This window comes from Nostoc favosum CHAB5714 (assembly GCF_020829495.1).
GTDB classification, from domain to species: Bacteria; Cyanobacteriota; Cyanobacteriia; order Cyanobacteriales; family Nostocaceae; genus Nostoc; species Nostoc favosum.
Window position 1 is genome coordinate 1 of record NZ_JAIVFQ010000168.1, and the last position, 9196, is coordinate 9196.

Genomic DNA, 9196 nt, shown 5'->3' on the forward strand with positions numbered 1-9196 from the left:
TTTTGTCCCAACTGAAGTTAGGTAAGCAAGCTACTGGGTATAAAACTGCTCAGAAGGTTCTCAATCGTTTCATTGCTGAACTAATCGGTTCAGTTTAGCTGTTTGGGGAATTCGCCAACGGTATCCGTATCTCGGCTCAATACCCATTGCATTACCCCGGATAAATTAATTAAGCATAAAATCTACCCATTTTTTTGGGGGCATGATGACTTATCGGGATCTTGTAAGGGAATTGTTGGTAGGACTTTTACAAATCGTTCTCATATCAAGTTACTAAACTTTAGTGGTTGGTATACATCTAAATTAGTTGAATCTCTAGAAATTCTCACTTTACGTAGTGATTTAACTTGTCTAACTATGATGTATTGGCATGAATTAATAACTTATGTTTATTTACTTCGTGATTGCAAAGCTTGGTGCCCTTTATGCTACAGCTATTGGCATCAAAATAAATTACCTATATACGAACCATTACTTTGGTCTTTTGGGTCTAGTTGCAATAATTAGCTTTTTATTGATAAGATTTATCATTAAATATAAATTATCATTACTCAACACCAAGCATGACCATCACCCTAACGCACAAAGAAGACTCCGAACTGTGGAAGCAGACCGAACGTAGCAGCTTGCAAAATCCAGAGAAATTTGAAACTATTTATCAAATACCTAAACAACTGGGCAAAGGTTGTGAAAGAAACATAGAGGTCTTTCCACATCTCTGGCTTTCAATTGCTAATTGGCAATATCACGATGATGTGCGTTGTGAAATACCCCTTTCCGAACATCCCCTACATTTTAATGTCCTACTTTCAGGAAAAATCAAAAGCGACTACGGAAAGCTTGGGGAAGGATACACACATATTTCAGGTGGTGGGATTCAACCTAAGATGAATGAGGAGACTGAGAAATTTCAACATATTTTAGGCGTTCAAATTTTGATGCCACCGTCGATGTTGACAGATTTTTTTCCTGGAGAGGATGGAGAAATGCTTCCTCAATTGAAACTACTGGCAAAGGGTAATGACTGGCAGACACGACTTTACCCAAAAACCACTCCAGCGATACGGGGAGTAGCACAGCAAATTATTAACTGTCGTTTTCAAGGAATAACAAAGCAGGTATATTTGCAAGGTAAGGTGTTGGAGTTGATGGCATTACAACTAGCTCCACTGATCGCAGATGATAATAGATTGCGATCGCCACTACGTCTAAAGCCAAAAACCATCACCCGACTTGATTACGCAAGAGAAATTCTCATCTCCCGTCTCGAAAATCCCCCATCATTATTAGAATTAGCCGCGATGGTAGGGGTAAGTACTCGCACCCTTAAACGCGGATTTCCCGAACTTTTCGGTACAACAGTGTTTGGCTATCTGACCGATAGACGCATGGACTGTGCAGAACAGTTACTGCGACAAGGAAACATTACCGTTGCCGAAGTAGCTAATCAAGTTGGTTATTCTAACCCAGGACACTTTGCTGCTGCTTTTAAGCGCCGATTCTGCATCACACCAAGCCAGTGTTTATCAGGTATAAAACAGGAGTCAGAATACAGAATTCAGAATACTATACCCATAAAGGGATAGAGTTTTAAGGCGAGAATATTTTAATTTTTTTCGCCCACTAGGGGCGAGGTTTTAAGCAATATTCGTCACCCACTCGTACAGAATTCATACTGAATTCTGACCGGAGGCGGAGCGTCTCCGGCTCCGCTCCTGAGTTCTGAATTCTTCTTATAAAATAACGTGAGTTCGACAGTGAGAAAAAGCCAAAAAGCTTGCTAGATATAAAGTGCAAGAAACTGGGTCGGTTTAGGCGATCGCTAAGATTGATTTAGAATCAGCAAAAAAGTCACAAAAAAACACCGAGACTAAAAATAACAAAGAAAAACTAGGTCTCGGCAATGTCTACAATTGTATCTCGGTTGGACATCACACAAATATTCTGTGATGTTGATGACTTCTGTAATCAGTGGGAAAACTTGTGGCAGCAAATACCACAGTTACCATCGACAAAAGGAGAACGTCGCAGTAAGTCACGGATGTGCATATCAGAAGTGATAACAATAATCATCGCCTTTCATGGCAGTGGTTATCGCACCTTTAAAGAATTTTATACATTGCACGTACTGCCTAGTTGGCGAGAGGCATTTCCAAACTTAGTCAGCTATACCAGATTTGTGGAATTGATGCCTTCTCTTCGAGACGCTACGCGAAGGAGCTTAATGCTACTGTGCTGTTTTCTGCATACAAGGACGGGAGAAATTACGGGGATTAGTTTTATTGATTCAACTCCGATTAATGTGTGCCATAATTGCCGCGCCCATGCACATAAAGTATTTAAAGGATTGGTAAATTGGGGCAAAAATTCGGTTGGTTGGCACTTCGGCTTTAAACTTCATTTGATAATTAATGACCGGGGAGAATTGCTGGCATTCAAATTAACTCCTGCTAACGTAGATGACCGAAAACCAGTGCCAGAGATGACCCAGGATTTGATTGGTAAACTTTTTGGAGATAGAGGATATATTTCACAAAAATTATTTGAGGAGTTATACGAGCGAGGTTTAGAGTTAATCACAAAATCCAAGAAGAATATGAAAAATCGTTTGGTAAAACTGATTGATAAAATTCTCTTACGCAAGCGAGCAGTGATTGAATCGGTGAATGACCATCTCAAAAACATCTGTCAAATAGAACACTCCCGACATCGTAGCCCATTTAACTTTTTGGTCAATTTGATGGCTTCTTTGGTTGCTTATACCTATTTACCTCAAAAACCATCTATTGACATTTACCCAAAAGACTTGCCTGCTCTACCTCCTGCCATTTTTTAGTTCTGTCGAACTCACGTTAAAATAACGTGATGCCCTTTTTGAGTAGATAGATGCCCTTTTTGAGTAGACTTGATTGCTAGCTCTTTTATATACTCAGCTTGACAAAGCAAATAAGAACTATTTTCAATACAGCGCTTCCGGCTATTATGCAATATAGTTTTCTCCTTGCCCCTCTCCTATCATCGCTTTCAGCTTTTAGGATGTACCTCATAGCTGCCGGAAGTGCTGTAATCCCAGGTATCCGAGTTTTTCTTAGCCAGCTTTTTAAGCAGGTTGAGGGACTTTTGTATTTTGCTTTTTAAAAAGTGTGAGGAGTTATTTTAAGGAACTATTATGAAGCATTGGCAGTTGTTTGTCGGTGTTAGTTTGTCGTTGGTGGCTAGTCTATCAGGCTTTTTAGGTATTGTTGCAATTCAGCCAGGATTGGCTGAGGAAAAATTAAGCAATGAGGAACATAAATCTAATTCTACAGAGCTAAATGCGATCGCCTTGCAGGAAGTCAGTAAAAATATTCCCCAACTGAGCGAAATCGAACTTCCTGCAACTAACGCTCAAATGTTGGTACAGACACCAACACCAACCAACCCACCCAGTACCCAAGCGGATGTTGTCGCAATTACGGGTGTAAAAGCAAATGCCACCGAGAAAGGTGTGGAGGTGATTTTAGAAACAAGCCTTGGGGATAAACTGCAAGTCGCCAATCGCAGTACGGGTAATAATTTTATTGCCGATATCACTGGTGGACAGTTGCGTTTACCCAATGCGGATGCTTTTACGTTTAAATCAGAAAAGCCCATCGAAGGGATTACGTCCATTACAGTTACAAATGTTGATGCTAATACCGTGCGGGTAACGGTGGTTGGGGAGAAAGCTTTACCTGCGGTTGAGTTGTTTGATGGGGATGAAGGGTTAATTTTTGCAGTTTCATCTACAGCCACATCTGCACAAACCCCAGAAACACCAACCGAAGAACAGCCAGCAACAGAGAAACCCGAAGAACAACCCGCAACACAACAAGATGAGCCGATTGAGTTGGTGGTGACCGGTGAGCAAGATGGGTATAATGTACCCAATGCGAGTACGGCAACGCGGACGGATACCCCATTGCGGGATATTCCCCAATCGATTCAAGTTGTGCCGCGACAGGTGCTAGAAGATCGTGGTATACGAGACGAGCTTGAGGCAATAGAGACCGTCAGTGGCGTGCTTGACAGTGACACTAGAGGAATCGAAGCTGGGATTAGTAATATTGCGATTCGCGGATTTTCTTCATCCTTTTCTTCATCCATTCGTCTCCGAGATGGTTTACCCAGTGAATTTAGACAATCCTTTATCCCAATTGGAGCAATTGAGCAAGTAGAGGTACTCAAAGGCCCTGCCTCAGTTTTGTTTGGGGCATTAGAGCCAGGCGGGGTCGTTAATTTTGTGACTCGGCGACCTTTAGCTGAACCTTACTACAGAATCGGATTTGAAGCTGGAAATTATGGGCTTTATCAACCCAGCATTGATTTCTCAGGACCCTTGACTGAGGACGGAAGTGTATTGTATCGCCTGATTGCTGCCTATCAGGGTGGAGGGGACTTTAAAGATTCAACTCCTCTCCAAGATCAGAAAATAAGTATCACACCCTCAATGACATTTAGATTTGGAGATCGCACAAATCTAAATCTTTACTATGAGTACGGTAAATTCCGTACAGATAGTGACGTTGAACCTCTCCTTAGCGATGGCAGTCTAATACCTAGTAACTTCTATCCTTACTACTTTTCGTTAGCAGATTTAGAAACTCACAGAGTTGGTTATACCCTGAATCATCAATTTAACGATAGTTGGCAGCTTCGCCATAGTCTTTCAACAACTTTTGGAACGTTTCAAAATCAGGCTATTTACTATACCAGCGTATTGGAAGATCGATTTGTTTCAGATTTCTTTGCTTATGATTCTGTCAGCACAGTAGATAAATACACTGGACTGGTCGATTTGGTTGGAAAGTTTAACACTGGTTCAATATCCCATCAGCTTGTAGCTGGCTTTGACTTCAATCGTGAAGTATCTTATTTTTGGTTTGATGACAGTTTAGGCGCACTTGATTTGCCTCCTCTAGATATTCTCAATCCAAATTATGATGTCCCACTCCCAGAAATTCCACCTGCTCGATTGACTAATTTTGGTGTTAGCCAATCCTACGGAGTCTATCTTCAAGATCAAATCGCCTTTACTGATAATTTGAAAATGCTGATTGGGGGTCGCTACGATTGGATATCGAGTGATACCGGGCTGATTGATGGTGATAGGGCAATTCAAACTAACGGAGCTTTTAGCCCTCGTATTGGTTTGGTTTATCAGCCCAGCAAGAATGTATCGCTTTATACTAGCTATAGTCAATCGTTCCGTCCATCAATAGGGCGCAATCCAGATAATGACCCATTTGAGCCAACAAGAGGAACTCAATACGAAGTTGGGGTCAAGGCTGATTTTCTCGATGGCAGACTCTCAGCGACTCTAGCAGCTTACAATCTCACCAGAACAAATGTGCTGACCACCGATCCCGATCCTGAACTAGCGAGACAAGGGTTTCAAGTGCAAGTTGGGGAGCAGCGAAGTCGCGGTATTGAGTTAGATGTTACGGGTGAAATTCTACCCGGTTGGAATATCATTGCTGCCTATGCCCTCACAGAAGCAGAAGTCATTGAAGACAATTCTATACCCAGTGCAGTTGGTAATCGCCTCACAGGTATACCGCAACATCAAGCAAGTCTATGGACAGCTTACACTATTCAGGAAGGCGATTTACAAGGGGTGGGATTTGGCTTAGGGCTATTTTACGTGGGTGAGCGTCAAGGCGATCTGGAAAACTCATTCCGAGTAGGAGATTACCTGCGGACTGATGCAGCACTTTACTACCGTCGCAATGGATTTAATGCAGCAATCAATGTTCGTAACCTTTTCAACATCGATTATGTTAGCTCTGTCAACTTTGGCACACTTTATATTAACAGAGGAAACCCACTGACCATTGTTGGCTCTGTTAGTTGGGAGTTTTAACTTATGCTTTGTGCTAGTTATTCGGTAACTGGCACAAATTTTCATAGATTTTAATGCTGTGGACAACTAGCCCAATGAATGTGAAAAAATCCCTGATGAGTTATGTGGTAATGAAACCATTGCTATTAATGGCTTTATCAGTTCTTTTGGTTACAGCTTGCAACAGTTCAAAGATGCAACTGAGCAATATTTCAACAGAACACGCAGCGAATATCTCAATACCTTGCCGAGTTGTACAAAACTCAATGGGGGAAGCCTGCGTTCCCAATGATCCTAAACGGGTTATTGTTATTTCACACCGTGGTTTGCTAAGTCATGCACTCACTCTAGGTGTTAAACCCATCGGTAGTAATGCTAATACACTTGAGGATCTTAAAAAAATATATTTACGTGAACAATCCTTTTTAGGCGGAAAGATAGAAGGAATTCAACAAGTAGGACTTCCAGATAACCCTAATTTGGAAAAAATATCCCTGCTTAAACCTGATTTAATTTTGGCTTGGGCATACCTCAAATCAGTATATCCTTTACTTTCTCAAATTGCACCTACAGTACTCATTCCTTTTGATATGCCCGACTGGAAAGACGAATTTAATTTGGTGGCTGAAATATTAGGGAAAGAAGCAGAGGCACAGCAAGCCTGGGAACAATATTATCAGAGAATTGAAGAACTCAAAGCAGCACTAGGTAATCGTTATGAAAATCGCACAGTTTCGGTCGCTAGTACTGCTCCTTCCAACAATTATGTTTTAGTCAAAAATTCATTTGCGGGTTCTATTCTTAATGATGTTGGACTGCAACGCCCAGCAGTGCAGGATGTTATTAAGCCTAGTGGTGGAATTTATAATATCTCTGAGGAAAGACTGGATATACTAGATGGCGATTTTTTGTTTCTTCTATACACTTATGATTTTGGAGAAATGGAGACTTATGAGAGATTAAAGCAAAAGCCCATTTGGAAGCAGCTAAAAGCTGTTAAGAATAATCAGGTTTTTCTCGTCGATTTTTGGGCATGGACATGGAATAATCCATCTGCTGCTAGTGCCGTGATTGATGACCTTTACAAATACCTTGTCAATACTCCCTAAACTACTAGATGTGCTTTCTGAGAAGTTATTAAAAGCTGCACAAACGCGAACTAACAAATCACCCTCATCCGATAAATTCAGCCCCTACATTACCCTAATCTTCCCTTCTAGTTCGCTTTCCTTGTAAACTATCATTTCTATCACAATGGCAACACGCTCTGCTCACCCCCTCCTGCGTTTACTGCGCTATGCCAAACCCTATCAACCTCAAATTTGGGGTGCAATTATTTATTCGATTCTGCGTACCCTATTAGACCTAGCACCACCTTATCTCATCGGCGTTGCAGTAGATGTGGTAGTTGAACGAGAAACTTCGTTAATTGCTCGGTTTGGCATTCAAAATCCCCTAACTCAGTTATTAGTGGTGTCTGTGCTGACGAGCGCCACTTGGGGTCTAGAATCCCTCAGCCAATATGCAGCCGACAAACTTTGGCGTAATTTAGCACAAACCCTACAACACGAACTGCGAGTCGATACTTACAACCACTTACAAGAACTAGAACTTGCCTACTTTGAAAACCGCAGCACGGGTATCCTGCTATCTATTCTCAATGATGACATCAACCAGCTTGAGGGCTTCTTCAATTCTGGCGCTCAGAACCTGATCGGCTTTTTCACGCGAGTATTTGCAGTTGGGATGAGCTTTTTGCTGCTGGCTCCCGGTATTGGGTGGCTGGCAATGTTTCCCATCCCGTTTATCCTCTGGGGAACGTTCACCTTTCAATCCCGGTTAGCTCCCCGCTATGACACAGTACGCGATCACGCCGGAATTATTAGCGACCGCCTCGCTAACAATATCTCTGGAATTGCCACCATCAAAAGCTTTACGGCTGAAGCTTATGAAAGCGATCGCGTTTACCAAGAAAGTGAATCCTATCGTCGCAGTAACAAACGGGCGATCGCCCTGAGTGTAGCCTTTGAGCCCGTGCTACGATTTCTGATTTTGTTTGGGTTTGTGCTGACGCTGTATCTGGGTGGTCGGGAAGTGCTACAAGGTCGTCTCAGTGTGGGAACTTATAGCTTTATGGTGTATATTGTTCAAGATTTACTATGGCCCTTCACCGAACTAAGTAAAATCATGGATGAATATCAGCGAGCGATGGCATCAGTACGTCGTGTCATGGGCTTACTGGATACCCCGATTGCAATTCCAGGAGGTGTTCGCGCAGCGACTCCTGCGGAGTATCGCTCCTTACCAATCGAAACTGTGGCTGGTAAAGTGCAATTTGATCATATTACCTTTGCCTACAATGAGCGCAACCATACACTCAAAAATTTGTCCCTACAGATTCCTGCTGGAACCACCATCGGCATTGTGGGAGCAACGGGTTCAGGTAAAAGTACGTTAGTTAAGCTTTTGCTACGCTTTTATGAGGTAGAGAGTGGGCGGATTTTAATTGACGACATAGATATCCGCGACCTCAATTTATTCGATTTACGGCAATGTATTGGTTGGGTGAGTCAGGACGTGTTTTTGTTCCACGGTACGGTTGCTGAAAATATTTGTTACGGTAGTTTCCATGCCAATCAAGAACAGATTATCCATGCAGCCAAGTTAGCCGCAGCCGATGAATTTATCGAGCAACTGCCCCAGGGCTATGACACAATTGTGGGCGAACGGGGACAGAAACTTTCTGGAGGACAACGACAACGACTGGCGATCGCTCGTGCTATTCTCAAAGACCCACCAGTTTTGATTTTGGATGAGGCGACCTCTGCGGTGGATAATGAAACGGAAGCAGCTATTCAGAAGTCGCTGGCGATGATTACCCAAAATCGGACTACGATTGTGATCGCTCACCGTCTTTCTACAATTCGTCACAGTCATTGTATTTATGTGATGGATGACGGTCAAATTGTCGAGCAGGGTCAGCATGAGGAATTACTAGCACTGGATGGAATTTATGCCAGTCTGTGGCGCGTACAGTCTGGGATTCATTAATTTAACGTGAGTTCGACGGGTTGAAAAAGGTGCAAAAAAAAGCTGAGACTGGAATAAGAAGAAAAATTCAAGGGTGTCTCAACTATGTCCACAATTGTATCTCGCCTAGATGTAACCCAGATTTTCTGCGATGTAGATGATTTCTGCTACCCTCAAGACTAGCCCTGTCAAGGTGACTTTTTTGCAGTCGCTAAAAGTTTGGCAGTGGAAACATGTGGATGCTGAGGGTCATACTTTGGAGGATCTTTCTTCTTCTTTGGAGCACGGGTATGTTTGAGAAAAGAC

The 9196-nt window shown here is 42.4% G+C and carries 5 protein-coding genes; all 5 read left to right on the top strand.

Going from position 1 to position 9196, the window contains the following annotated elements; genetic code table 11:
- Positions 1–563 precede the first annotated feature (563 nt).
- The 5 genes from LC586_RS38430 to LC586_RS38450 all read left to right on the top strand — a co-directional run bounded on the left by LC586_RS38430 (position 564) and on the right by LC586_RS38450 (position 8911).
- Complete coding sequence (locus LC586_RS38430) at positions 564–1586, top strand: helix-turn-helix transcriptional regulator (RefSeq protein WP_229491051.1); 1023 nt, start codon at positions 564–566, stop codon at positions 1584–1586.
- Between the two features lie 338 nt (positions 1587–1924).
- Positions 1925–2836 carry an IS982 family transposase gene (locus LC586_RS38435; RefSeq protein ID WP_229491058.1) on the top strand — a complete coding sequence of 304 codons (912 nt, stop codon included), beginning with the start codon at positions 1925–1927 and terminating at the stop codon, positions 2834–2836.
- Between the two features lie 333 nt (positions 2837–3169).
- A complete protein-coding gene (locus tag LC586_RS38440; protein WP_229491053.1) occupies positions 3170–5881 on the top strand; it encodes a TonB-dependent siderophore receptor in 2712 nt (903 codons plus the stop codon).
- Positions 5882–5955: 74 nt separating this feature from the next.
- Positions 5956–6969 carry an iron-siderophore ABC transporter substrate-binding protein gene (locus tag LC586_RS38445; RefSeq protein WP_229491055.1) on the top strand — a complete coding sequence of 338 codons (1014 nt, stop codon included), beginning with the start codon at positions 5956–5958 and terminating at the stop codon, positions 6967–6969.
- Positions 6970–7114: 145 nt separating this feature from the next.
- Positions 7115–8911: an ABC transporter ATP-binding protein gene (locus LC586_RS38450; protein WP_229491056.1), complete on the top strand. Its 1797-nt coding sequence runs from the start codon at positions 7115–7117 to the stop codon at positions 8909–8911.
- The last annotated feature ends 285 nt before the right edge of the window (positions 8912–9196 follow it).

What these genes read in the sequence shown, in the direction of transcription:
- LC586_RS38430 (WP_229491051.1), top strand. Translation starts at nt 564, where the DNA reads ATGACCATCACCCTAACGCACAAAGAAGACTCCGAACTGTGGAAGCAG.
- LC586_RS38440 (WP_229491053.1), top strand. Translation starts at nt 3,170, where the DNA reads ATGAAGCATTGGCAGTTGTTTGTCGGTGTTAGTTTGTCGTTGGTGGCT.
- LC586_RS38445 (WP_229491055.1), top strand. Translation starts at nt 5,956, where the DNA reads ATGAATGTGAAAAAATCCCTGATGAGTTATGTGGTAATGAAACCATTG.
- LC586_RS38450 (WP_229491056.1), top strand. Translation starts at nt 7,115, where the DNA reads ATGGCAACACGCTCTGCTCACCCCCTCCTGCGTTTACTGCGCTATGCC.